The organism is Nesterenkonia aethiopica (assembly GCF_039534665.1).
Classification (GTDB): domain Bacteria; phylum Actinomycetota; class Actinomycetes; order Actinomycetales; family Micrococcaceae; genus Nesterenkonia; species Nesterenkonia aethiopica.
Window position 1 is genome coordinate 63599 of the sequence record NZ_BAAAVT010000016.1, and the last position, 22766, is coordinate 86364.

Sequence of the window (22766 nt, forward strand, 5' to 3'; positions counted from 1 at the left end):
ACCTGCCTGCCGGTCTGCTCGCTCACCTGCTCGTCGGACGGGGCGTCGCTCGCGCACCCGCCCACCCATTGTCACGAATATCCTGGGGGAGAACCATGACTCACCGCCGTCTGCTGACCACTGCGGCCGCTGCCGCCCTGCTCGTCTCCACGGCTGCCTGCAGCGCCGATGACACCGCTGAGGCCGGCGACGACGCGGAGGAGGAGCCCGCCCCCGGGCTCACGCTGGAGGACGTGCAGGAGGAGGGTGTGCTGACGGTCGGGACCGAAGGCACCTATCGGCCGTTCTCCTACCATGAGGGCGGCTCCGGTGATCTGACCGGCTACGACGTCGAGGTCGTCACCGCGGTGGCGGAGAAGCTGGGTGTCGACGTCCACTTCGAGGAGACCCAGTGGGACGCCATGTTCGCCGGGCTGGAGTCCGCGCGCTTCGACGTGATCGCCAATCAGGTCTCCATCACGGAGGACCGCCTGGAGACCTACCTGTTCTCCGAGCCCTACACGGTGAGCAACGGCGTGATCGTCACCCTGGCGGAGAACGACGAGATCTCCAGCTTCGAGGACCTCGACGGCAAGACCACCGCGCAGTCGCTGACGAGCAACTGGTACAACGTCGCCGTCGAGGCGGGGGCCGATGTGGAGTCCGTCGAGGGATGGGCGCAGTCGGTGACCCTGCTGGAGCAGGGCCGGGTGGACGCCACGATCAACGACAAGCTGACTTACCTGGACTACCAGGCGACCGAGGACAACGAGAACATCGCGATCGCCGCCGAGACCGAGGACCAGTCCCAGGCGGCGCTGACCTTCCGGCAGGGCAGCGAGTCCCTGGTGGAGGCCGTCGACGAGGCCCTGGCCGAACTGGCCGAGGAGGGCACGCTGACCGAGATCAGCGAAGAGTACTTCGACGCCGACGTCTCCCAGTGAGCTGAGGGCGCGCGCTCATGGAGTGGTTGACTGACCTGGACTGGGAGCTGGTGGCCGACTCGTTCTGGCCCATGCTCAAAGGTGGGCTGACCGGCACGATCCCGCTGACGCTGGCCAGCTTCTCGCTGGGGCTCGTGCTGGCGCTGGTGGTCGCGCTGATGAGGATCAGCAGCATCCGGCCCGTCTCCTGGCTCGCGCGCGCCTACATCTCCGTCATCCGCGGCACCCCGCTGCTGGTCCAGCTGTTCGTGATCTTCTTCGGGCTGCCGTCCATCGGGGTGACCCTGGACCCCTGGCCCAGTGCGGTCATCGCATTCACCCTGAACGTGGGCGGCTATGCGGCCGAGGTGATCCGTGCCGCGATCCTCTCGGTGCCCAAGGGGCAGTGGGAGGCCGGGTACACGATCGGCATGACGCATGTGCAGACGCTGCGCCGGCTGGTCCTGCCGCAGGCCGCGCGGGTCTCGGTGCCGCCGCTGTCCAACACGTTCATCTCCCTGGTGAAGGACACCTCTCTGGCCTCGCTGATCCTGGTGACCGAGATGTTCCGGGTCGCTCAGCAGATCGCGGCGTTCAGCCAGCAGTTCATGGTGCTCTACATCGAGGCTGCTGTCATCTATTGGATGTTCTGCCTGGTGCTCTCCGCCGGGCAGATTCGACTGGAGAAGAGGCTGGATCGGTATGTCGCCCGCTGAGATGCCTGCCGCAGTCCCCGCCGGCGGCCCGCTGCTGCGCGTGTCCGGACTGAACAAGTCCTTCGGGGATCACGAGGTCCTGCGGCACATCGATCTGCAGGTCGATGCCGGGAAGGTGCTGGCCCTGATCGGTCCGTCCGGGTCGGGCAAGACCACGGTGCTGCGCTGCCTGAACGGGCTGGAGCGTCCCGACGCCGGCACCATCACCTTCGACGGCGGCCCGGAGGTGACCTTCACCCCGCGGACCCGTCGGCGGCAGAAGGAGTCCCTGCGGTTCCGCAGCGCGATGGTCTTCCAGGGCTACAACCTCTTTCCCCACAAGACCGTGCTGCAGAATGTCATCGAGGGCCCGGTGCAGGTGCAGCGGCGGCCGAAGGCGGAGGCGATCGCTGACGCGGAGGCGCTGCTGGATCGCGTGGGGCTGGCCGACAAGCGGGACCAGTACCCGCACCAGCTCTCGGGTGGTCAGCAGCAGCGGGTCGGGATCGTCCGCGCTCTGGCTCTGAAGCCGGCCCTGCTGCTCTTCGACGAGCCCACCTCCGCCCTGGACCCGGAGCTGGTGGGTGATGTGCTCACCGTGATCAAGGAGCTGGCCGAGGAGGGCTGGACCATGGTGCTGGTGACCCACGAGCTCGCCTTCGCCCGCGAGGTGGCGGACCAGGTGGTCTTCATGGACGGCGGCGTCGTGGTGGAGGAGGGGCCCGCGAGCGAGGTCCTGCGTCAGCCGCGGCGGGAACGCACCCAGCGGTTCGTGCACCGGCTGCTGAACCCGTTCTGAGGGTGGTGCGGACACCCTCCTCCTCAATCTGCACACGCGAATCACGTCTGCACCACCAGATCGTGTGGTGCAGACGTGATGTGTGCGTGCAGAACGGTGCCAGCAGGCGGTGATCAGCCCGTGGTCAACAGCGCACCGTGCGGCCGATGCCCCGACCAGTGTGCGTCTGGCCGTGCGCGATGACATGGCCTGTGGGAGAGTAGCCAACACTCAGAGTGAAGGCGACTTTCTGTACTCCGAGAGGGGTGGTCCGGATGGACCGCAGTGGGGCGGCGATCCTAGCTGCGATCGTGGCAGGAGCGTGCTTGTCTGTGGCTGCTTGTCAGGCATGGGGGAGTTCCATCGAGGAGATCGAGGCCCAGGAGTTCACATTCCTGACCATCGATATCAGCGGTGATGACGGGCATCCGGAAGCCCTCTTCGTCGGTGAGGTCGGCATCGACGAGGCCGGTTGCCTCTACGGTGCCGCCGATGGCACTGACTATGGGGTGATCTTTCCCGAGGGGACCGAGGAAGATCCTGGAGGTGGAATCAGCCTGCCGGATGGTGTGCCCCTGCCCATCGGTGAGGGTGTGGAACTGTCCGGGGGATACTTCGATCCACCGGTGAGCGATGACGTCGACTGTGCGGACTACCCGCAGATGTTCCTGGTGAATCCGGAGCAGCAGAACTCGTGAGGCGTGTGACTCCCAGAGTCGGGTGCGGCGAAAGGCTCCGACACGTGCCGATTCTGGATACCAGCGGGTGGCGAGTAGCGCACCGTGCATCGGCTGCTGAAGCCTTTCTGAGGGGGCTCCGGACGCCCTCCTCCTCGACCTGCACACGTGAATCACGTCTGCACTACGAGATCTTGTGGTGCAGACGTGATTCGTGTGTGCAGAACGGTGCCAGCATGCGGTGATCACCGGGTGGCGAGGAGTGCGCCGTGCGGCCGATGCCCCGAACCGGTGCGCATGGCCGTGCGGGTCACCGTCAACCCTGCCGCTTCGACCTCGGCTGTGAAGGTGTCCATGGGCCAGTAGTAGGCGGTCGTGACGGCGTGGTCGAAGGGCTCCACTGTCGGGCCTGTGAAGAACCCCAGCGCGAGACCGCCTCCGGGGCGCAGACATCGGGCGAACTCGGCCAGGGGTGCGCCGATGTGCTCAGGGGCGGTGTGGATGAGTGAGTACCAGGCCAGCACGCCGCCCAGAGTGCCGGAGTCTACGCTCAGGCGCTCCGCTCGACCGACGCGATACCGTGCGCCGGGATACGTGTCCCGCGCGCTCTCAATGAACTCCGGCACGGGGTCGACGCCGCACGCCTCGACGCCCATGCTCCGGAGGAGATCCGTCCACTGTCCGGGCCCACACCCGACGTCGACCACCGGTCCGTCAAGACTCTCGGCCCACTGCTGGATGAGCGCGACGTCATCGGGGTGCGCCTGGGTGATGCTCCCGAGTGCGGTGATGTAGTCCGCGGCTCGGGTCCCGTAGGAGGTGCGGACAGATTCGAGGGAACGAGCGTCATCCATCAGCAGCCGACCGGAACGTCGGGCCGCGCCGCGTCACGCCGTGTGCTGCGCGAAGGCCTCGCGCATCTCGGCCGGCAGGCGGCAGGGGCGGCCGGTCCTCCGATCCACGGTGACGATCCGGGTGGTGGCGGTGACCCTCGGCTCGGTGTCGCCGTCAGTGAAGAGCCGGTAGGCGATGTCCAGGCTCGCCCCGGCCAGCTTGGCGATGCTCATCTCCACGATCACCGGCGCGGTCTGATAGTCGATCTGCCGCAGGTACCGGATGCTGACCTCGGCGACCACGGACCAGACCGGCGACTCCGCGGTCAGCGGCGGGAAACCGCCGTCGTCCTGATCCGAGGTGCGCCAGAAGCCGCGGGTGCGCGCCTCCTCCAGGATCCTCATGACCGCGGCGTTGTTCACATGCCCGAAGGCGTCCTGGTCTCCCCAGCGCAGCTCGATCGGCACCCGCACGCTCATCCGTCGCCTCACTTCCTGCCGGACATCCGGACCGACGCTGGTCAGGGTAGCAAGCGGTGTACGGTGACCACATGACCGCGAGCCTCGACATCACCCCGGCGACGGCGCTGATCGTCGTCGACGTCCAGCAGGGTTTCCGCGATGCCACGCACTGGGGGCGGCGCAACAACTCGGCCAGCGAGCAGAACATCCAGCGCCTGTTGCAGGCCTGGCGGGCCGCGGAGATGCCCGTGGTGATCGTCCGGCACGCCTCCACGGACCCCGGATCGCCGCTGCACCCCGCCCAGGAGGGCCACCGGCTGGAGCCGTTCCTGGAGGGGCCGTCTGCCCTGGAGGTGGTGAAGTCCGTGAACTCCTCTTTCCACGGGACACCGGATCTGGAGGCCTGGCTGCGGGCGCAGGACATCGCCACGATCGTGGTCTGCGGGATCACCACCAACCACTGCTGCGAGACCACGGCCCGGGTGGGCGGGAATCTGGGGCACCGGGTGTTCTTCGCCCTGGACGCCACCCACACCTTCGACCGCGTCGGCCCTGACGGCCGGGTGCTCACCGCCGATGAACTGGTCCGGGCCACGGCCACGAACCTGCACGGGGAGTTCGCCACGGTGGTCTCGACTCGGGATTTGCTGGAGGCGCTTCCGCGGCTCAGCTGAGGACAGCCGTCTCAGTCCCGCAGCGGGGACCCCACGGAGGTGAAGTGCTGCTGGGTCATCTCCCCGGTCAGCAGAGGCATCGCCTCGGCGATGGCCTCTCGGGTGCTCTCCAGGTGCAGCGACTGTTCATGGGCCTCGGCGGAGTCCCAGATCTCGGCGACGAAGACGGTGTCCGGCTGGGCGTCGTCCACGCCGACCTCATAGCTGCGGCAGCCGGAGGCGGCCAGCTGCGGGGAATGGCGGGTCAGGATGGCGACGACGTCATCGCGCCGACCCGGCTGGGTCACGAAGGACCCCGTGTTCACATACGTCATGGCCTGACGCTAGCCGTTCGCGCGCTCCGGGGGCATGCCTCCCGGCCGAAGGGGGTGCGGCCCGTCGACCGGGGTGATTACACTGCTGCGGTGCTGACTTCGCAGGACCTGATCACCTGGACGCCGCGCCGCATCGCCGTGGCGGGGACTTCCGGGTCAGGGAAGACCACCCTGGCCGACGAGCTGGCCCGCCGTCTGGACTGTCCGCGGGTGGAGCTCGACTCGCTGTACCACGGGGAGGGCTGGGTGCCGCGGGAGACCTTCACCGACGACGTCGACGCCTTCACGGCCGGAGACCGGTGGGTCATCGAGCACCAGTACCGGGAGGTGCGCCCGCTGATCACCGCCCGGGCCGACACGGTGCTGTGGCTGGACTGGCCGAACTGGTTCACCCTGCAGCGTCTGGTGCGCCGGACCGTCCGGCGTCGGCTCACCGGCGAAGAGCTGTGGAACGGCAACCGGGAGGGACCTCTGACGGGGATCTTCACGGACCAGGACCACATCATCCGGTGGGGCTTCCGCGTGCGGAACAGGCTGCGGCCGGTCATCCCCGCGCTCGAGGAGCAGTTCCCGCACCTGCACGTGGTGCGCTTCCGCCGTCCCCGGGAGGTGGAGGCGTGGCTGGAGCGGCTGGCGCGGTTGCGGTGAACGGAGGCTCAGGTGCGCTCCCCTCAGAGGCTGGCCACCGTCACCGCCGTTCCACCAGCATTGCGGCACCCATTCCGCCCGCCACCGCGCAGGCCGCCACCCCGAGCGCGCCGGGCGGGGATTCGAGGAGCCGGTGCAGCAGACGGACCAGCACCATCGTCCCGGAGGCGCCCCACGGGTGCCCCAGAGCGAGCGCCCCGCCGGCCGCATTGACCCGGGGGTCCACTTCCCGGGCGCCGTCCGTGAGGCCCAGGTCGTCGAGGGTCGCCAGTGCCTGGGAGGCGTAGGCCTCCACCACCTCCAGCGCGGCGAGATCGGCGACGACGGCGCCCGCCTGCGCCAGCACGGCACGTACCGCCGGCGCGGCCGCCAGGCCCGGCAGCGCCGGATCCCCACCGACCAGCGCCTGGCCTTGGATGACCAGATGCGGTCCCGGAGCGTGGTCCGCGGGCACGAGCATGACCGCCGCCGCGCCGTCGGCGATGCGCGCCGCCGTCGCGGGGGTGACCGTCGCGCTCGGTGAGTCCACCAGCGGGCGGAAGCGGGCCAGCATGCCGGGGGAGAGGCTGCGCGGGCCGTCGTCGACCACCGACCCCCAGGGTGCCGTCCCGGGCATCCGCTCACGGCGGAGCAGAGTCTCGTGCTGCAGAGCCAGCCGATGGCTCCGCAGGGCGAAGGCATCCTGTCGCGCCCGCGAGATGTCGCAGGCGGCGGCGAGGTCATCGGCGGCCGCGGTCATGTCGGGATCGGCGAAGCCCTCCGGGGCGAACCGTGCCTGACGGATCGGCGTGCCGTCGACGAGCCGGACCGGCGCGGTGGAGGGGCTCTCCGCCCCGCCGGCGGCCACAGCGGTCCCCGAGCGTCTCACCTGGTCGGCTCCCTGCATCACGGCGACCAGGCCGGAGCCGCATTGGGCGTCCACACCCCAGCCCACGCAACTCTCTCCGAACCCTGCGTCCAGTGCGGCCACCCGGCCGAGATTGCCGCCGGGTCCGGTGCAGTTGCCCAGCACCACAGCCTGAGGGGCGCGGCCCGCAGGTTCGGCGACGGCGGCCAACACTCTGCCCGCCAGCTGATGTGCCGGCACGGAGGACAGGGCCCGGGAGCGGCCCGTGACCGGGGTGCGCAGACCGGCGACCACGGCGACCTCCGCAGCTCCAGACCCCGTAGCACCAGTGCCAGTCGCCCCGCTCACCGCGCGGCCTCCGTGGCGGCCGGGGCAGCGGCCAGTGGCAGGGTGAACGCCTCGTCCGGCCCGAGTCGGCGGACCTTCCCGCTGGGGGTGCGCGGAAGCTCGGCCACCAGCCGCCACTTCCGGGGCCGCTGGGCCGGACTCAGCCCGGACCGCGCGGCCTCGGTCAGGACCCGGGCGTCGAGAGCCGCCTCCTGCGTGGGCTCCACGCAGGCCGTGACCAGCTGGCCGAGACGGGGATGCGGTTCGCCCAGCACCAGGGCGGCCCGCACCCCCGGCAGACCCTGCAGCCAGGCCTCGACGTCGGCAGGGACCACCGTTGCGCCGCCGGTGAGGATGGCGTCGTCTGCCCGGCCCTGCAGGGTCAGGATCCCCTCGGAGCTCAGGGCGGCGCGGTCGCCGACGGTGGCCCATGAGCCGTCGCGTCGGAAGGAGCCGCCCTCGCCGAGCACGTCCAAGGCGGTCTGCTCGCTGCGCACCCACAGCGTGTCGGCGTGGACCTCCACCTCCACCTCGGGGATCGGCCGCAGGCCGTCTCCGGCGTCCACAGCCACCAGGGAGAGCTCCGCGGCGCCGAAATACGTGACCACCTGCAGCCCCAGGGTGCGGGCCCGGGCCGCCAGGCCGAGGCCGAGCCGAGCACCACCGATGAAGGCCGCGCGCAGCGTGGTCGGCGCACCGGACTCCAGCAGCTCGACCGTCTCCTGCAGATGCACTGGGGTGCCGTGGAGGATCGTGGGTCCGTCCAGGTCGGCCGAACGCAGACGGGCGCCTGCTGGCGTCGACCAGCGGAGCCCGCGGTGATGCGCATGGGCGACGGCGTAGGTGGCCATGGAGGAGACGGGATGGACGGGGACGAGCACGGCGTCGTCGTCCTGGATGCCCAGGGTGGCGTTCACTGTGGAGAAGGAGACCTCCCAGGAGCGGGCGCTGCGCAGGATGGCACGGGGCCGGCCGGTGCTGCCGGAGGTGAACGAGGCCCACGCGGCCCCCGCCGGCAGGGGACTGCGCTGCACGGAGCGGAGCAGGGTCTCCCAGTGCTCCGGGGACCAGCGTTCGTCGCCGACCAGCGGTACCTCCCCGGCCGCCCGGGCGGCCAGCGCATCAGCCAGTACACGCCGGTGGTCGCTCCCGCGCAGGGGACGCAGCGTGGGAGACGCGCCTGCCTGGCTCATCGGGCGAACACCTGGGGGTAGGTCCGACGCAGCGTCATGGTCACCAGCACGGCCAGGATCACCTTCAGCAGATCCCCGGGCAGGAACGCCGTGGCGAGCAGGGCGGTCTCGCCCAGGCCCAGGCCGGTCACCCAGGCCTGCACAGGAATGCCGAAGGTGTAGATCACGGGAATGCCGCCGATCAGGCAGCCCAGCGCCGTGCGCAGCCAGGTGGGGCGGACCGGGCCCGTGCGCCGCACCCCGTGGACGATCAGCCCGATGACGGCAGCGCCGGCCACCATGCCCGCCAGGTAGCCGGCGCTGGGCCCGAAGAACACGCCCAGACCGCCGCGTCCACCGGCCAGCAGCGGCAGGCCCAGTGCCACCAGGGCCTCGAAGGCGAGCACCGCGGCGGCGCCGCGCCACGGGCCGAGCACCGTCCCGGCGAGCATCACGCCCAGCGTCTGAGCAGTCACCGGGACCGCCATCCCCATCACCGGGATCGCCCCGGGCAGTCCCAGGGCGGCGATGAGCCCGGCGAAGACCGCGATCTGGGCCAGCGCGCGGGCGGTGGCCACCGAGGAGGTCGTCGGCCGGGCCACCGAGGTCGAGGCTCCGGGTGTTGAGGCTCCGGGTGTCGGGGATCCGGGTGTCGGGGATCCGGGCGGGGTGCTCTGCTGCAGTGTGGACATGGGGAGGGTCTCCTGACGGTGCGATTTGAACACTGTTCAACACCTAGCAGTGTGCACTATGACAGGTCGCCGCGGGCGGAGATGACACGATGCGACGTCGCCTCCAGGCCAGGTGGCAGAGTCGGTCACGACGGCGTGACAGCCGCAGGGGAGCGGGTGGCAGGATGGGCACGGCGGCCCTCGCGCCGACACTGCATCCCCGCCCGTCAGGAGGAGTCTGAGACTATGACCGACCAGATCGACATCCCCGCCCGTACCCTCAACGACGGCACCACGCTCCCGGAGCTCGGTTTCGGGACCTACAATCTGCGCGGCTCGGCCGGGGCGGAGTCGATCGCCGCCGCCGTCCGGTCCGGATACCGGCTGCTGGACACCGCCTACAACTATGAGAACGAAGGCGCCGTGGGGGCTGGGATCGCTGCCTCCGGCGTCGACCGGGACGAGCTGCGCGTGACCTCCAAGCTCCCGGGCCGGTACCACCGCTATGACAAGGCCGTGCAGGCGGTGGAGGAGTCCCTGTACCGGGTCGGCCTCGACCACTTCGACCTCTACCTCATCCACTGGCCGAACCCGACGCAGGACGTCTACGTGGAAGCCTGGCAGGCGCTGATCGATCTGCGGGAGCGCGGGCTGCTGCGTTCCATCGGGGTCAGCAACTTCCTGCCCGAGCACCTGGACCGGCTCCATCGGGAGACTGGGGTGACCCCGAGCGTGAATCAGATCGAGATCCACCCGTGGTTCCCGCAAGACGACCAGATCGCCGCCAACACGGAACGTGGCATCGCCGTCGAGGCTTGGAGCCCGGTGGGGAGGAACTCGCGGCTGCAGGAGGAGCCGGTGGTCACCGAGATCGCCCAGGAGCTCGGCCGCAGCCCGGTGCAGGTGATCCTGCGCTGGCACCTGATGCGGGGCACCATCCCGCTGCCGAAGTCCGCCGACCCGGCCCGCCAGCGGGAGAACCTGGACGTCTACGACATCGAGCTCAGCGAGGAGCAGATGGCTCGGACCGCCTCGTTGGCGACGCCTGACGGCCGCCTCGCCGGGCAGGACCCGGCGGAGTACGAGGAGTTCTGATCTTCCCGCCTCGACACCTCGTCGCCCCGGTCCGGTCGCGACACGGCAACTCTGGCCGACGGAGAGCCGCACATCTATGCTCGGCGACGTGGGGGTGGATCGCCATGGTGCTGGACGAGAGGAGTCAGAGATGACTGAGAACCGAGAAGAGACCGCGTCGCGCGATATTGCGGCCACCCGTCACGGGGTCGTCGTCGGAGTCGACGGCTCCGATCATGCCAGGGCGGCGCTCCATACGGGAGCCAGGCTGGCGGCCTCTGCCGGCGTTCCGCTCACGGCTGTGTTCGCCTACCCGATCTCCCACTACGCAGTCCAAGCGGCCTCCTACGGGCAGCCCGTCGTCGACGAGGCCGGGATCCGGGATGAGGGCGAGACTATGTTGCGCCAGGCACTGGCCGAGGCGGGGGCCGACCGCGCAGATGCCCGTGGAATGGTGAAGCGTGGTCCCGCACCCCAGGCACTGGCGGAGCTCTCCAGCAACGCCTCGGCCATCGTCGTCGGCACACGAGGACGAGGAGGGTTCACCGGAATGCTGCTGGGATCCACATCGGCCAGCCTGCCCTCACGCTCCCACTGTCCGGTGATCATCGTCCCTCCGGACGCTGATGGCACGCGGGACTTCTCAGCGGGAGCCGTCCTCGCCGTCGGCGTGGACGAGTCGGGGCACAGCCGGGCGGCCGCCGAGGAGGCCGCCCGCTGGGCCCAAGCACTCCATCTCCCGGTGCGGCTGATCAGTGCGCTGGCGCCGGTGTCCCCGGACGTCGAGGCTTGGGTCTCGCTCGAGGAACAGCGGCGCTCTGCACGCGAGCAGCTCACCCGCACGGTGGAGGAGCATGCCGCCGCCGTGAGGGCAGCGTTCCCCGATGTGACCGTGGAGACCGAAGTCCGCGACGGCGCCGCAGCCGCAGTCATGGTGGACGAGACGCGGTCGGCGCCGCTGACGGTCGTCGGCACCCGAGGACACGGCGGATTCACCGGCATGCTCCTGGGGTCCACGTCCTTGGCGATCATGCACCACGCGGAAGGACCGCTGATGATCGTCCCGCAGAGCTGACACGAGTGGCCGCGAATCCCGGCATCTCCCCGGTGACACGCCGTGTCGGGAGGGGAGATGCCGGGATTCGTGGCCACTCGATGCAGGGGTGTGAGGCTCAGATCTCCGAGCCGAAGCGGCTGGGGATCACCGCGCTCCAGGCCTCGCGCAGCTCGTCCAGTCCGAGGGTGAAGGAACCGCCGTCGAACGGCCCGGCCACCTCGATCTCGCCCGACTGGGCGTCCACCACACCGATCCGCAGCGCCGCGAAGCCGCGGGCGGTCGTCATGTCCGTGAACCGCACCTCCTCGGAGCGGGGCAGGGCGACGACGGCGCGAGCCTGGGACTCGCTGAACAGCGCGGTGAAGGCGTCTACGCCGTCGCGCTCGCAGATCCCGTCCACGGCCACCCGGGAGCCGACGCCGAATCGCAGGCTCATCTCCGCCAGTCCGGCGGCCAGGCCGCCCTCGGAGAGGTCGTGGGCGGCGTCGATCATGCCGTCCCGGGAGGCGTTGATGAGGATCTCGGCCAGGGTCTTCTCCGCGGTCAGGTCCACCTGCGGAGGCACACCGCCCAGGTGGCCCCGGAGCCGGGCGAACTCCGAGCCGTCCAACTCATCGCCGGTCACACCCAGCAGGTAGATCGCCTGGCCGTCGGCCCAGCGCTCGAAGCCTGAGGGGGTGCGGCGGGAGACGTCGTCGAAGCGGCCCATCACACCCACCACGGGGGTCGGGTGGATGGCCCGGCCCGCCGTCTGGTTGTAGAGGGAGACGTTGCCGCCCGTGACCGGGATGCCCAGCTCCTGGCAGCCGTCCGCCAGGCCGCGCACGGCCTCGGCGAACTGCCACATGATCTCCGGGTCCTCCGGGGAGCCGAAGTTCAGGCAGTCGGAGACGGCCTGCGGCACCGCACCCGAGGTGGCCACATTGCGGTACGCCTCCGCCAGGGACAGCTGTGCGCCGGCGTAGGGGTCCAGGTAGGCGTAGCGGGCATTGCAGTCGGTGGAGAGCCCGACGCCGAGGCCGGTGGTCTCGTCCACGCGGATCACTCCGGCGTCGTCGGGCTGGGAGAGGGCGGTGTTGCCGCCCACGAAGCGGTCGTACTGGTCCGTAATCCAGGAGGAGTCGGCCATGTTGGGGCTGGTCATCAGCTCCACCACGGCCTCGCGCAGCTGCTCCCCGGAGGAAGGCAGGTCCGCCCCCTGCGCGGAGGCGCGGAAGGTGTCTGCCTGCAGCTCGTCCTGCCAGGAGGGGCGGTGGTACGGGCGCTCGTAGACGGGGCCGTCGTGGGCCACCGTGCGCGGGTCGACGTCGACGATGGTCTCGCCGTCCCACTCGATGATCAGCCGACCGGTGTCGGTGACCTCGCCCAGCCAGGAGTACTCCACGCCCCACTTGGCCATGACTGTCTCGAAGGCCTCGGCATTGGCCGGTGTGACCACGGCCATCATGCGCTCCTGGGACTCGGACATCAGGATCTCGCCCGGGGTCAGGGACGGATCGCGCAGCAGCACGTCGGTCAGCTCCACGTGCATGCCGCCCTCCCCGTTGGAGGCCAGCTCGCTGGTGGCACAGGAGATCCCCGCCGCACCCAGGTCCTGGATGCCCTCCACCAGCTCGGCATGGAACAGCTCCAGGCAGCACTCGATGAGCACCTTCTCGGAGAACGGGTCGCCCACCTGCACGGCGGGCCGCTTGGAGGGCTTGGTGTCGTCGAAGGACTCGGAGGCCAGCACAGAGGCGCCGCCGATGCCGTCGCCGCCGGTGCGCGCCCCGAAGAGCACCACCCTGTTGCCCACACCGGAGGCGTTGGCCAGGCGGATGTCCTCATGGCGCATGACCCCGACGGCCAGGGCGTTGACCAGCGGGTTCTGCTGGTACACGGAGTCGAAGACGACCTCGCCGCCGATGTTCGGCAGTCCCAGGGAGTTCCCGTAGCCGCCGATGCCGGAGACCACGCCCGGCAGCACGCGCTTGGTGTCCGGGTGGTCGATGTCGCCGAAGCGCAGTGGGTCCATCACCGCCACCGGGCGGGCGCCCATGGAGATGATGTCCCGCACGATGCCGCCGATCCCGGTGGCCGCACCCTGGTAGGGCTCCACATAGGAGGGGTGGTTGTGCGACTCGATCTTGAAGGTCACGGCCCAGCCGTCGCCGAGGTTCGTCACCCCGGCGTTCTCGCCGATGCCGACCATCAGGTCCTTCGTCATCTCCTCGGTGACCTTGTCGCCGAACTGGCGCAGGTGGACCTTGGAGGACTTGTAGGAGCAGTGCTCGGACCACATGACCGAGTACATGGCCAGCTCCGCCGCCGTCGGACGTCGCCCGAGGATCTCGCGGATGCGGGCGTACTCGTCCTCCTTCAGGCCCAGCTCGGCCCAGGGGAGCTCGGTCTCCGGGGTGGCGGCGGCATGCTCGACGGTGTCGATGTTGAACGCGGTCGCAGGGGTGTGCGCGGACTGGGCGTTGGACTGGTCCTGCGGCTGGTCCTGGGCGGTGCGAGTGGTGGACTCGGTGCTCACAGGGCGCCTCCTTCAGAGGGGGAGTCGGCGAGGGACGAGACGATCGAGGTGAACACGGTCAGGCCGTCGGTGCCGTTGCGCATGCCGGTGGCGTCGTCGGAGCCGTATCCGGCCTCCACCGCGTGCTCGGGGTGCGGCATGAGGCCGACCACGTTGCCGCGGGCGTTGGTGACGCCGGCGATGTCGTGCCGCGAGCCGTTCGGGTTGGAGCCCACGTAGCGGAAGGCCACCAGGCCTTCGCCCTCGAGCCGGGCCAGAGTGTCCTCGTCGGCGACGTACTGGCCGTCCTGGTTCTTCAGCGGCACGGTGATGAGCTCATCCGCGGTGAACTGGCTGGTCCACGCGGTCGAGGTGTTCTCCACGCGCAGCACCTGGTCGGCGCAGCGGAACTTCAGGTGGTCGTTCTTGATCATCGAGCCGGGCAGCAGGTGCGCCTCGGTGAGGATCTGGAATCCGTTGCAGATGCCCAGCACCGGCAGCGGGGCACCGGCGGTCGCGGCGGCGGCCTCGGTGATGCGGCTCATCAGCGGGGCGAAGCGGGAGATCGCCCCGGCGCGCAGATAGTCGCCGTAGGAGAATCCGCCGGGGATGACGACGGCGTCCACGTCGGACAGCGTGTCGTCGGCGTGCCACAGCGGCACTGCGGTGCCACCGCCCAGACGCACCGCGCGGGCGGCGTCACGGTCATCCAGAGTGCCGGGGAAGGTGACGACGCCGATGCGGGCGCCGTCCAGCGGGGCGCCGTCGGAGGGGGTGCCGAGGTCACCGATCAGGGGGGTCTCCGTCATGGTCAGGCGTCCTCCACCCGCACGTCCACGACGTCCTCGATGACGGGGTTGGAGAGCATCTCCTCGGCGGCCTTGCGGGCCTGGGCGAGGGCCTCGTCGGTGACCTCGCCGTCCACGGACAGCTCGAAGCGCTTCCCCTGGCGGACTGCGGAGAAGTCTTGGAAGCCGAGGTGGGGGAGGGCGGAGGCGATGGCCTTGCCCTGCGGGTCGAGGATCTCAGGCTTGGGCATGACCTCGACGACGATGCGCGGCATGGGGTCTCCTGTGCTTGTGTGCGGGTGAACGTGCCCGCGGACAGCACTGGGCCCTGAAGGGATGCAGCGGTCGGTGCCGTCTCACGTCGGGTGCCGACGTCGTGCTGGCGACGGCGGGCTCCCGGCGCTCCGCGAGCTTGCGGGTCAAGTCTACCGGCTGATGACGGGGCTGGAGTCCGTGCGACGAGGACCACAGACCTCCCCGTCTCGGCGCGGGACGGCGAGCTCGGCGCGCGGCTCGAAGGTGACCTCGACGCGACCCCGGGCAGGGTCATGACGCACCTCGGCCTCGACCTGGTACACCCTGGCGATCAGCTCCGGTGTGAGCACCTCGTCCGGGGCTCCGCCGGCGACGACGGCGCCCTGGTGCAGGACGACCAGCTGGTCACAGAACATCGCGGCCAGGTTCAGATCATGCAGCGCCACCACGGAGGTGAGGGGCAGCCGTGTGACCAGACTGAGAAGCTCCAGCTGGTGGCGGATGTCGAGGTGATTGGTGGGTTCGTCGAGCAGCAGCTCGCTGGGCTGCTGGGCGAGCGCCCGGGCGATCTGGGCCCGCTGCCGTTCTCCGCCGGAGAGCGTGTGCCACAGCTGGTCGGCCTTGTGCTGCAGTCCGGTCTGCTCCAGCGCCTCCGTGACGGCGGCGTCGTCCGCGACGGCGTCCCCGCCCCAGGCTCCGCGGTGCGGGATGCGGCCGAGTCGGACCACGTCCTCCACTCTGATGTCGGTGTCGGTGTCGGCATGCTGGCTCACCACCGCCACCGTGCGCGCGATGCGACGCCGCGGGACGGAGGCGAGCGGTTCGCCGTCGAGCAGCACCGCCCCGGAGGAGGGCTTCACGATCCCGTGCATCAGCCGCAGCAGGGAAGACTTGCCGGACCCGTTGGGGCCCAGCAGTCCGACGGTGTCCCCGGGGGAAGGGCGCAGCGTCACGTCGTCGACGACCAGCGAGCCCCCGCGGGTCCAGCTCACGTTCTCGGCGTTCAGGCTCATTGGACCCTCCGGCGCCGTGCGAGCAGGACGATGAACACGGGGACACCGACCAGCGCGGTGCCCACTCCGACGGGCAGCGGGGTGGGTGCGAAGGCGACCCGTGAGCCGGCGTCGACCCACACCATGAAGATCGCGCCCAGCACCACCGTCGTCGGGACCAGCAGCCCGTGCCGGCTGCCGACCAGCAGCCGCGCGGCGTGCGGCAGGACGAGTCCCACGAAGCCGATCGCACCGGCCACGCTGACCAGCGTCGCGGCGATCAGCGCGGTCAGCAGCAGCAGGCTCAGTCTGACCCGCCGGACGGATAGGCCCAATGAGGCTGCGACCTCGTCGCCGAAGGCGAAGGCGTCCAACACGTGGGCCCACCGCAGACAGGCCAGCGCGCCGGCGAGGACCACCGCTGTGCACAGCGCCACGTCGGCCCAGCGCACTCCCTCCAGAGATCCGAGCAGCCAGAACATGATGCCGCGGGTCCCGTCGGAGTCGGCGAATGCGAAGATGATCAGGGAGGTCACCGCGGAGAACAGCTGGGTGCTGGCCACACCGGCGAGCACCACCCGGTCGTGCCCCCCGCCTGCCATCCGGGCCAGGGCGAGCACCAGGCCGAATGCCAGCAGGGCGCCGAGGAAGGCCCCGCCGGAGAGCCCCAGGGACGCTCCGCCCAGACCGAGGACCCCGACGACGACTGCGCCGGTCGAGGCGCCGGAGGACACCCCCAGCACATAGGGGTCGGCCAACGGATTGCGCAGCAGCGACTGCATGATGGTCCCGCACAGGCCCAGCCCGGCGCCGCAGGCAGCCGCGACCAGCGCCCGGGGGAGCCGTTCCTCCCAAACGATCGCGTCTTCGGAGGCGCGCACTGGGATCTGCGTGCCGGCGACGTGGTTGAGGATGACGTCGCGCACGTTGACCAGCGAGACCTCGGCGGGACCGAGGGTGACCGCAGCGCCGACGGAGAGCGCCAGCAGGACGAGACCAGCCAGGGTCAGCGTCACCAGAGTCGCTGCGGCGCGGGCCCGCGGAGCGCGTCTGGCGACGACGTGCACCGGACCGGGGCGGGCAGCAGCGGAGCGCACAGGGGCGGGGGCGGTGCTACTCAGCGTCCCGCTCCTTCCAGAACTCACCGATCTTCTCCAGGCCGTCGACGAATCGGATGGAGGGGTTCATCTCCGCGCCGTGCAGGGCGATGTACTCCTGGTCCTCGACGGCGTCGAGCGTCCGGGCCAGCGGATCCGCCGTGAGGAACTCGATCTTGTCCTCCAGCAGGTCTCCGGGGAATCGTGCTCGCTGGAGGTCGCCCAGCACGAGGACATCGGGGTCCCTCTCCACGATGGTCTCCCAGCCCACCGCCGGCCAGTCGTCCGGGGCGTCGTTGAGCACGTTCTCCATACCCGACATCTCCGCCAGGCGTGCGGCTGAGCCATAGGCGCCGGCCATGTACGGGGTGCGGGTGTCCGCGAACCAGAAGGCGACGGTGGCGCCGTCGGCGTCGACTCCGTCGAGCGCTTCCTCGGCACGTTCCTCGAGGTCCGCCACGAGGGCCTCGCCGCGGGCGGGCACGTCGAAGATCGCGGCGAGCTCACGGATCTCGGTGTAGAGCGTGTCGATCTCCAGCATCCGCGTGCGCGTCCCTCCGCCGTTGATCGAGGTGCCGTCCTCGCAGTCCGTGGGAGACAGATAGGACTCCATGCCGGTCTCGTCGAATCGCTCGCGGGAGGCGACACCTCCCTCCAGGGCGAAATGACGGCCGAAGGAGGCCGTGATGAAGTCCGGGTCGGCATCGAGGACGACCTCGTAGGTGGGGGCGTCGTCCGAGAGCCGGGGGACGTCCTCCTCGGCCTCGGCCAAGGCGGGCAGCACCGGGTCCGTCCAGGAGGCTGTGCCGATGAGCCGGTCCTCCAGGCCCAGGGAGAGCAGGATCTCCGTGGAGTTCTGGTCCAGTGACACCACGCGTGTCGGCGGGGCCTCCACGGTGACCTCACGACCGCAGTTCTCCAGGGTCAGCGGATATTCGGTGGACCCCTCGTCGGGGGTCTCGTCGGCAGGCTCGGAGCCCGGCCGGTCCTCGTCCACCGGTTCCGACGGACCGCAGGCGGTGAGCGTCACCGCCATCGCCGCCGCAAGGGTCATGCTCGCGATCGTCTGGCTCTTCATGCTGTGCTCCCGAGGTGCTCGACGTGGGGTTCGTCGTGGACGCGGCCCGAGGGATGAGTTTAGCCGGTCCTCAGTGGATTACATCAACCCCGTATTGGTGAAATGATCGAAGGGAGGTGTCGTGACGGACACCGCAGCGCGCTGAGCAGGCCGGGGGCTCTCGCTGTGACGGCGGGATATGCGTCAGAGTATGAGGATCATCACCGTCGACCGGAGGGGCTCGGAGTGTCGCAGCGTATCGCCGTCCTGGGTGCCGGGGGAGTCATGGGGAGCCTGGTGCGGTCCCGGCTGGAGGAGGCTGACCAGGAGGTCGTGCCGATCAGTCGGGCGCACGGGGTCGACGTGCTGGACGCCTCGGCGCTGCGGACGGCACTGGCCGGCGTGGATGTCGTCGTCGACTGTCTGAATCTGCCCTCGCTGACGGCGGGGCGCGCGGCCCGGTTCTTCCGCACGGCCGCGGAGAATGTGCTGGCCGCCCTGGGTGACGAGACCACCCGCCGCGGGGCGCTGCCCCGGATCGTGTGCGTCTCCATCGTCAACTGCTGGGAGCCCCGCGTGAACCGCTGGCTGGGCTACTACCAGGCCAAGTCCATCCAGGAACAGGTGTACCGCAGCGCGCCGGCTGCGGCGGGGCGGATCTCCATCGTGCGCACCACGCAGTGGTTCGAGCTGCTGTCGACGTTCCTCGACCAGATCCGGCTGGGTCCGCTCGCCGTGGTGCCGGCCGTGGTCACCCGCCCACTGGCGGCTGCCGAGGCTGCAGACGTCGTCGTCGAGCAGGCGCTCAGCACCACGCCGAAGGCGGCTGTGGAGGTCTGTGGCCCCGAGGAGATCGACATGGCTCGGGCCGCAGCTCGCGCCGGTGCCGCCACACAGCAGGGGGTCAGGGTGCTGCGCGTCCCCGTGGGGCGAACCCCGCTCGGCGACGGCAGCCTCATCCCTTCTGCCCCCGACGTCGTCGCGAGCACGACGTTCGAGCAGTGGCTGGGGGAGCAGCCTGCAGTCTGACGGGTCGTCTGGGCGGTTCCCGGGTCTCGGGGCCGGTGTCCGGTGGGAACAAATCCCACCGCCGCGCCGTTCTTTCAAACTGGAAGTACTTGTGACCCTGATTCCTCTCGACCCTCCAGGAGCAGCAGATGACCGCTCAGCCGCTGACCATCGGCGTCCTCGGCGCCGGACGTGTGGGCACCGCCGTCGCGCGTCAGGCCGTGCGCGCCGGCCATACGGTGAAGATCGCCACCGGACGTCCCGCCGAGGACATCCGGCTGCTCACTGAGGTGATCGTTCCCGGCGCCGCCGCGGTGGACCGTCAGCAGCTGCGCGGGTCTGATCTGCTCATCGTGGCGGTGCCGCTGCACAAGTACCGCAGCATCGACACCTCCGTGCTGCAGGACCACGTGGTCATCGACACCATGAACTACTGGGCGCCGGTGGACGGGCTGATGGACGAGTTCGACGGCAGCCGCTCCACCTCGGAGGTCATCGCCGAGTTCTTCGGCGACGTGCGCCTGGTCAAGACGCTGAACCACATCGGCTACGGCGACCTGGAGGTCGACTCCCACCCGGCGGGGGCGCCGAATCGCCGAGCCCTGGGAGTGGCCTCGGACGACGCCGACGCCAAGGAGCTGGTGGCCGGGTTCATCGACAGCCTCGGCTATGACGCCGTCGACGCCGGTCCGCTCGCTGCGGGCCGGGCCTTCGAGAACGGCACCGAGATCTTCGCCGGGCGGCACACCGCCGAGCAGATGCGTGCCCTGCTGGCCCAGGAGTGTGAGCGGGTCTTCGCCGACGCCTGAGTCGGATGCCTGCCAGCTGCGCCCACGGCAGGACGCCGTTCGGCCCCGGGATCCGCATCCCGGGGCCGAATCTCGTCGGGGGTCCTATGGTCCGCCGTCAGGCGGTGCGCACCACCATCTTGCCGATGTTGGCGCCGTCCATCATGCCCAGGAACGCGTCCACCGCGTTCTCGATGCCGTCGACGACCGTCTCGTCGTAGGCGATCTCACCGGCGGGGAACCATTCGGCCATCCGCTCCTGGAACGCCGAGGCGTGGTGGAGGTGGCCGCCCAGGGTGAAGCCCTGCATGCGCAGGCCCCGGGTGATCAGGTTCGCCAGGTTGTCCGGCCCCGGGGCGGGTCGCTCGGCGTTGTAGCGGGAGATCGCCCCGCACAGGGCCAGGCGGCCGCCGTCGTTCATCACATCGAGAGCGGCCTGCAGGTGGTCGCCGCCGACGTTGTCGAAGAAGACGTCCACCCCGTCGGGCGCGTGCCGGGGGAGCTGCTCGCGGACCGGGGCGTCCTTGTAGGCGAACGCGGCGTCATAGCCGTACTTGTCCTGCAGCAGCGCCACCTTCTCCTCAGAGCCGGCGGAGCCGATCACTCGGGAGGCGCCGAGCAGGCGGGCGATCTGCCCGGCTGCAGTGCCCACGGCGCCTGCCGCGCCGGAGATGAACACTGTGTCCCCCTCGCGCAGCTCGGCGATGGCGGTCAGTCCCACATAGGCAGTCAACCCTGTCATGCCAAGAATCCCCACGTGAAGGGACAGCGGCGCCCCCGGGATCTCCTGCACGGGGCGGAACGCTTCGGCATCGTCCTGGGTGATGTCGCGCCACCCCAGCTGATGCAGCACGGCGGTGCCCACGGGCAGGGACTCCGATCGGGAGGCCACCACGCGTCCGACGGCGCCGCCGGTCATGGTCTCGTTCAGGGCGAAGGGCGGGACGTAGCTCTTCACGTCGTTCATCCGGCCGCGCATGTAGGGGTCCACGGAGATGAATTCGTTGGCCACCCGCACCTGGCCCTCGGCCAGCGGCGGCAGCTCGAGGCGGACCGTGCGGAAGTCCTCAGGGGTCGGGCGGCCGGAGGGGCGGCGGATCAGCTGGATCTGTGTACTGGTGACAGCGCGGGAGTCTGGCATCGGTGGTCCTTTCCGAACGGGTGCACCTGATGCGCTTCAGCGCTGGGTGGCGGCCCGGTATTCCTCCTCTGTGCTGAGACGTTCGGCTCACCGCGGCGGGCAGGGATCCCGCAACGGCGGCGCGTCAGTCAGGGCGTCAGGCCCGCGCGTCAGCCAGGGCGTCCACCTCGTCCAGGGCTCCCAGGATCCGGCCGCGCAGGACCTGAGCCTCCTCGGTGAAGCCCTTCTGCGCCCGGGCGTAGTCGGCACGTCCCTGCGGGGTCTCGATGCGCACGGGCTGATAGCCCCAGGCAGCGAGGTCATAGGGGGAGGCACGCATGTCCAGCTCACGGATCCTCCAGGCGAGGTCGAAGCAGTCCAGCAGCAGATCGCTGCTGACCGCAGGGATGAGCTTGTACGCCCATTTGTAGAGGTCCATGTTGGCGTGCAGACACCCCGGCTGCTCCAGCTCCACCTGGGTCTCCCGGGTGGGGGTCAGTGCGTTCAGGGGACGGGCCGACGGGGTGTAGAACCGGAAGGCGTCGAAGTGGGTGCACCGGATGTTCAGGGACTCCACCACCTCATCGGTGCCGTCGGACCCCAGGCGCAGCGGCACCTGATCATGACGCTGCCCGTGCTGCACCGATCGGTAGACCATCGCCCACTCGTGCAGACCGAAGCAGCCCAGTTGGGCGGGCCGTGCCGCCGTGGCGCTCAGCAGCCGGCGGGCGAAGCTGATCATGGTCTCTCGGGCCTTCCTGAACTCCTCGACGTCGACTGTCGCCCCGCCGGTGGGGGTGCCGTCGTCGACGGTGGTGTAGAACTTCCACCCGGCCTGCTCGGAGCCGCCAGCGCCTTCCAACACCGTGCCGGCCCCCGGATGCCAGCGGGAGAGCTGCCCGGGAGAGTGCGAGTAGTACGTGAACAGGAAGTCCTCCACGGGGTGCTTCTGTCCGGCATGCCGCCGCTGGAGGAAGCCCTGCGTGTACTCGGCGACGCGTCTCTGGTGCTCCAGGGCCCGTGCGTGATGGGCCTCCGCGGGCATGAGGCGACGATCCTCCGGGCGGGGAGTCCCGGACGTGGTGGCGCAGACGAGGGCGGAGGCGGATGAAGTGCTCATGGGCGCGTGTCAGGATACCCGGTCCCGCTGAGCACCTGGGGGCGCGGTCCGCGACCAGCCGTTCGGGTGGTGTCCAGGCGCCGGGCCGAAGCCGTGCAGATGCTGACGTCCGGCTGGATCCTCGGCTAGAATCGGCTCTGTATCTCGCACCGAACGCCCAGGCGGCAGGAGCGCCCCGAGCAGGGGAGCACCTGCCGCCTGAGTGTTTCTGCGGGCAGGATCGCCGGGGACCGACGAGCCGCACTGGGCCCAGTTCCGCGTCAATGGATGGGCCTCATCATAAGGTGCCCGTATGTGCACTGAACCTCCGCAGGCGGCTCCAAGCGCGGCTGCTGCCACTGACCTGACGCTGACGCCTCCGGACCTGGATGACCTGATCGAGCTCCACGCCATCTATTCCGACCCCCGGGTCTGGACGCACTTTCCGTACGCCCGCCACACCGACGAGTCCCAGACCGCCGAGCTGATCCGTGTCTGGCGGCGCTCGTGGCAGGAGCACGGGCTGGGGCCGTGGATCGTCCGTGACCCTCAGTCAGGGGCCATGCTCGGCCACGGCGGCTGCGCGGTCCGCGGCGGATTCTGCTGGAATCTCGGGTACCGGTTCGCCGCTGAGGCGCACGGGCGAGGCTATGCCACCCAGGTGGCCCGCGCCGGGACCTCGGCGGCCCGAGCGGTGCGCCCAGAGCTTCCCGTGATCGCCTACCTCCTGGAGCACAATCGCGCCTCCGCCCGAGTGGCGGAGAAGGCTGGCCTGCTCCTGAGACACCGTGGTCCTGACGCCGGGAATCCGGACCCTGACGCCGTCCGGCTGATCTTCGCCGATCGGGAGCTCAGCCGGGAACAGGTGGCGCAGGCCCTGGCCTGACCTCAGATCACCTTCGCCCAGCACAACGATGGCTCCGCGGTGTGGGCC

25 protein-coding genes are annotated in these 22766 nt (G+C 70.1%); 11 read left to right on the plus strand and 14 right to left on the minus strand.

What is annotated here, in order from left to right:
- The first annotated feature begins 95 nt into the window (after window positions 1–95).
- The 4 genes from ABD658_RS12260 to ABD658_RS12275 all read left to right on the plus strand — a co-directional run bounded on the left by ABD658_RS12260 (window position 96) and on the right by ABD658_RS12275 (window position 3073).
- On the plus strand, window positions 96–923 hold the full coding sequence (locus tag ABD658_RS12260; RefSeq protein ID WP_344684247.1) for an amino acid ABC transporter substrate-binding protein: 828 nt from the start codon (window positions 96–98) through the stop codon (window positions 921–923).
- A gap of 35 nt (window positions 924–958) precedes the next feature.
- Window positions 959–1618 (plus strand): amino acid ABC transporter permease, encoded by a 660-nt coding sequence (locus tag ABD658_RS12265; protein ID WP_344744679.1) that lies wholly within the window; start codon window positions 959–961, stop codon window positions 1616–1618.
- Window positions 1605–2396, plus strand: coding sequence for an amino acid ABC transporter ATP-binding protein (locus ABD658_RS12270; protein ID WP_344744663.1), 792 nt, complete (start codon window positions 1605–1607; stop codon window positions 2394–2396). Before ABD658_RS12265 ends, ABD658_RS12270 begins: the two co-directional genes overlap by 14 nt.
- Before the next feature lie 311 nt (window positions 2397–2707).
- Window positions 2708–3073 (plus strand): hypothetical protein, encoded by a 366-nt coding sequence (locus ABD658_RS12275; protein WP_344684251.1) that lies wholly within the window; start codon window positions 2708–2710, stop codon window positions 3071–3073.
- Window positions 3074–3297: 224 nt separating this feature from the next.
- Here ABD658_RS12275 and ABD658_RS12280 read toward each other — a convergent pair whose 3' ends face one another.
- Window positions 3298–3906 (minus strand): class I SAM-dependent methyltransferase, encoded by a 609-nt coding sequence (locus ABD658_RS12280; RefSeq protein ID WP_344684253.1) that lies wholly within the window; start codon window positions 3904–3906, stop codon window positions 3298–3300.
- A gap of 33 nt (window positions 3907–3939) precedes the next feature.
- Entirely contained in the window at window positions 3940–4365 is a 426-nt protein-coding gene (locus tag ABD658_RS12285; protein ID WP_344684255.1) for an acyl-CoA thioesterase, read from the minus strand.
- 71 nt (window positions 4366–4436) lie between these two features.
- Here ABD658_RS12285 and ABD658_RS12290 point away from each other — a divergent pair, with 71 nt between their 5' ends.
- Entirely contained in the window at window positions 4437–5021 is a 585-nt protein-coding gene (locus ABD658_RS12290; RefSeq protein ID WP_344684257.1) for a cysteine hydrolase family protein, read from the plus strand.
- An 11-nt stretch (window positions 5022–5032) separates the two neighbouring features.
- Here the strand turns inward: ABD658_RS12290 and ABD658_RS12295 are convergent, their stop codons facing one another.
- Complete coding sequence (locus ABD658_RS12295) at window positions 5033–5335, minus strand: putative quinol monooxygenase (protein ID WP_070158617.1); 303 nt, start codon at window positions 5333–5335, stop codon at window positions 5033–5035.
- Window positions 5336–5425: 90 nt separating this feature from the next.
- Here ABD658_RS12295 and ABD658_RS12300 point away from each other — a divergent pair, with 90 nt between their 5' ends.
- Complete coding sequence (locus tag ABD658_RS12300; RefSeq protein ID WP_344684261.1) at window positions 5426–5983, plus strand: P-loop NTPase family protein; 558 nt, start codon at window positions 5426–5428, stop codon at window positions 5981–5983.
- Window positions 5984–6023: 40 nt separating this feature from the next.
- On the opposite strand, the gene ABD658_RS12305 is transcribed toward ABD658_RS12300, so the two are convergent.
- The 3 genes from ABD658_RS12305 to ABD658_RS12315 are packed head-to-tail and all read right to left on the minus strand — an operon-like array spanning window position 6024 to window position 9021.
- A complete protein-coding gene (locus tag ABD658_RS12305; RefSeq protein ID WP_344684263.1) occupies window positions 6024–7178 on the minus strand; it encodes a thiolase family protein in 1155 nt (384 codons plus the stop codon).
- A complete protein-coding gene (locus ABD658_RS12310; RefSeq protein ID WP_344684265.1) occupies window positions 7175–8350 on the minus strand; it encodes a class I adenylate-forming enzyme family protein in 1176 nt (391 codons plus the stop codon). The genes ABD658_RS12305 and ABD658_RS12310 overlap by 4 nt, the downstream gene beginning before the upstream one ends.
- Window positions 8347–9021: a biotin transporter BioY gene (locus ABD658_RS12315; RefSeq protein WP_344684267.1), complete on the minus strand. Its 675-nt coding sequence runs from the start codon at window positions 9019–9021 to the stop codon at window positions 8347–8349. Before ABD658_RS12315 ends, ABD658_RS12310 begins: the two co-directional genes overlap by 4 nt.
- 225 nt (window positions 9022–9246) lie before the next feature.
- Between ABD658_RS12315 and ABD658_RS12320 the strand changes: the two genes are divergently transcribed.
- Both ABD658_RS12320 and ABD658_RS12325 read left to right on the plus strand, forming a co-directional pair.
- Window positions 9247–10095: an aldo/keto reductase gene (locus ABD658_RS12320; protein WP_344684269.1), complete on the plus strand. Its 849-nt coding sequence runs from the start codon at window positions 9247–9249 to the stop codon at window positions 10093–10095.
- Between the two features lie 130 nt (window positions 10096–10225).
- Entirely contained in the window at window positions 10226–11149 is a 924-nt protein-coding gene (locus tag ABD658_RS12325) for a universal stress protein (protein WP_344684272.1), read from the plus strand.
- Window positions 11150–11246: 97 nt separating this feature from the next.
- Here the strand turns inward: ABD658_RS12325 and purL are convergent, their stop codons facing one another.
- The 6 genes from purL to ABD658_RS12355 all read right to left on the minus strand — a co-directional run bounded on the left by purL (window position 11247) and on the right by ABD658_RS12355 (window position 17838).
- Entirely contained in the window at window positions 11247–13556 is a 2310-nt protein-coding gene (purL, locus tag ABD658_RS12330; protein ID WP_344684313.1) for a phosphoribosylformylglycinamidine synthase subunit PurL, read from the minus strand.
- An 89-nt stretch (window positions 13557–13645) separates the two neighbouring features.
- The gene (purQ, locus tag ABD658_RS12335; RefSeq protein WP_344684274.1) at window positions 13646–14437 is read right to left on the minus strand and encodes a phosphoribosylformylglycinamidine synthase subunit PurQ; all 792 of its coding nucleotides are present in this window, start codon (window positions 14435–14437) and stop codon (window positions 13646–13648) included.
- A gap of 2 nt (window positions 14438–14439) precedes the next feature.
- A complete protein-coding gene (purS, locus tag ABD658_RS12340) occupies window positions 14440–14691 on the minus strand; it encodes a phosphoribosylformylglycinamidine synthase subunit PurS (RefSeq protein ID WP_070162059.1) in 252 nt (83 codons plus the stop codon).
- A gap of 150 nt (window positions 14692–14841) precedes the next feature.
- Window positions 14842–15684 carry an ABC transporter ATP-binding protein gene (locus ABD658_RS12345; protein WP_344684279.1) on the minus strand — a complete coding sequence of 281 codons (843 nt, stop codon included), beginning with the start codon at window positions 15682–15684 and terminating at the stop codon, window positions 14842–14844.
- Entirely contained in the window at window positions 15681–16784 is a 1104-nt protein-coding gene (locus ABD658_RS12350; RefSeq protein ID WP_425574512.1) for a FecCD family ABC transporter permease, read from the minus strand. The genes ABD658_RS12345 and ABD658_RS12350 overlap by 4 nt, the downstream gene beginning before the upstream one ends.
- A complete protein-coding gene (locus ABD658_RS12355; RefSeq protein WP_344684283.1) occupies window positions 16777–17838 on the minus strand; it encodes an ABC transporter substrate-binding protein in 1062 nt (353 codons plus the stop codon). The genes ABD658_RS12350 and ABD658_RS12355 overlap by 8 nt, the downstream gene beginning before the upstream one ends.
- A 225-nt stretch (window positions 17839–18063) precedes the next feature.
- On the opposite strand from ABD658_RS12355, the gene ABD658_RS12360 reads away from it, so the two are divergent.
- Both ABD658_RS12360 and ABD658_RS12365 read left to right on the plus strand, forming a co-directional pair.
- Window positions 18064–18846, plus strand: coding sequence for an SDR family oxidoreductase (locus tag ABD658_RS12360; RefSeq protein ID WP_344684285.1), 783 nt, complete (start codon window positions 18064–18066; stop codon window positions 18844–18846).
- Window positions 18847–18974: 128 nt separating this feature from the next.
- Complete coding sequence (locus ABD658_RS12365) at window positions 18975–19634, plus strand: NADPH-dependent F420 reductase (RefSeq protein WP_344684287.1); 660 nt, start codon at window positions 18975–18977, stop codon at window positions 19632–19634.
- 97 nt (window positions 19635–19731) lie between these two features.
- On the opposite strand, the gene ABD658_RS12370 is transcribed toward ABD658_RS12365, so the two are convergent.
- Together ABD658_RS12370 and ABD658_RS12375 are read right to left on the minus strand one after the other, a co-directional pair.
- Window positions 19732–20754, minus strand: coding sequence for an NADP-dependent oxidoreductase (locus ABD658_RS12370; RefSeq protein WP_344684289.1), 1023 nt, complete (start codon window positions 20752–20754; stop codon window positions 19732–19734).
- A 136-nt stretch (window positions 20755–20890) separates the two neighbouring features.
- On the minus strand, window positions 20891–21853 hold the full coding sequence (locus tag ABD658_RS12375) for a 3-methyladenine DNA glycosylase (protein ID WP_344684291.1): 963 nt from the start codon (window positions 21851–21853) through the stop codon (window positions 20891–20893).
- Window positions 21854–22145: 292 nt separating this feature from the next.
- On the opposite strand from ABD658_RS12375, the gene ABD658_RS12380 reads away from it, so the two are divergent.
- Window positions 22146–22718, plus strand: coding sequence for a GNAT family N-acetyltransferase (locus ABD658_RS12380; protein WP_344684293.1), 573 nt, complete (start codon window positions 22146–22148; stop codon window positions 22716–22718).
- Window positions 22719–22766 lie beyond the last annotated feature (48 nt).